The sequence below is a fragment of the Ureibacillus massiliensis 4400831 = CIP 108448 = CCUG 49529 genome, from assembly GCF_000772965.1.
GTDB classification, from domain to species: Bacteria; Bacillota; Bacilli; order Bacillales_A; family Planococcaceae; genus Ureibacillus; species Ureibacillus massiliensis.
In genome coordinates, this window is sequence record NZ_JPVQ01000120.1 from 1 (window position 1) to 942 (window position 942).

Consider the following 942-nt stretch of genomic DNA (forward strand, 5'->3'; position numbering starts at 1 on the left):
GACCCCTTGGTCCCAAACCAAGTGCTCTACCAAGCTGAGCTACTTCCCGATATATGGCGCGCCCGGCAGGAGTCGAACCCACAACCTTCTGATCCGTAGTCAGACGCTCTATCCAATTGAGCTACGGGCGCATAAATATAAATGGTGCCGAGGACCGGAATCGAACCGGTACGGTAGTCACCTACCGCAGGATTTTAAGTCCTGTGCGTCTGCCAGTTCCGCCACCCCGGCACATTTGGAGCGGAAGACGGGGTTCGAACCCGCGACCCCCACCTTGGCAAGGTGGTGTTCTACCACTGAACTACTTCCGCATGTGCATGTTTATATAAAATGGTGCGGGTGAAGGGAGTCGAACCCCCACGCCTTACGGCGCTAGATCCTAAGTCTAGTGCGTCTGCCAATTCCGCCACACCCGCTTACATTCTAATAAAGTATTAAAATGGTGAGCCATGAAGGACTTGAACCTTCGACCCTCTGATTAAAAGTCAGATGCTCTACCACTGAGCTAATGGCTCGAAAAAATGGTGCCGGCGAAAGGACTTGAACCCTCAACCTACTGATTACAAGTCAGTTGCTCTACCAATTGAGCTACACCGGCTTTTTCAAAATGGTGGAGGATGACGGGCTCGAACCGCCGACCCCCTGCTTGTAAGGCAGGTGCTCTCCCAGCTGAGCTAATCCTCCTGGGTATTAAGTCTAGCAACGTCCTACTCTCGCAGGGGGAAGCCCCCAACTACCATCGGCGCTAAAGAGCTTAACTTCCGTGTTCGGTATGGGAACGGGTGTGACCTCTTTGCCATTATTACTAGACCTATTAATTTTTGAGACAAGTTTTATTATAACACTTTAGATTTCTTTTACAAGTGTTTTTTAAAAAGATTTTCATCTCACTCTTGTTCTCTCAAAACTGGATAAAGACATTGAATTTGTTCAAGTTTGTTT

General features: G+C 48.7%; 7 tRNA genes and 1 rRNA gene. All 8 read right to left on the minus strand.

The annotated features are described in order from the left end of the window. Nucleotides 1–54: 54 nt before the first annotated feature. Nucleotides 55–131: transfer RNA gene (locus tag CD30_RS19155), tRNA-Arg, on the minus strand. 11 nt (nucleotides 132–142) lie between these two features. After that, nucleotides 143–231 (minus strand) — tRNA-Leu (locus CD30_RS19160). A gap of 5 nt (nucleotides 232–236) precedes the next feature. After that, nucleotides 237–311, minus strand: a tRNA-Gly gene (locus CD30_RS19165). Between the two features lie 20 nt (nucleotides 312–331). Further along, nucleotides 332–416 (minus strand) — tRNA-Leu (locus CD30_RS19170). 24 nt (nucleotides 417–440) lie between these two features. Continuing rightward, a tRNA-Lys gene (locus tag CD30_RS19175) sits at nucleotides 441–515 on the minus strand. Between the two features lie 7 nt (nucleotides 516–522). Further along, a tRNA-Thr gene (locus CD30_RS19180) sits at nucleotides 523–598 on the minus strand. Between the two features lie 10 nt (nucleotides 599–608). Continuing rightward, nucleotides 609–684 (minus strand) — tRNA-Val (locus CD30_RS19185). 10 nt (nucleotides 685–694) lie between these two features. Further along, nucleotides 695–810: ribosomal RNA gene (gene rrf / locus CD30_RS19190) — 5S ribosomal RNA — on the minus strand. Nucleotides 811–942: the final 132 nt, after the last annotated feature.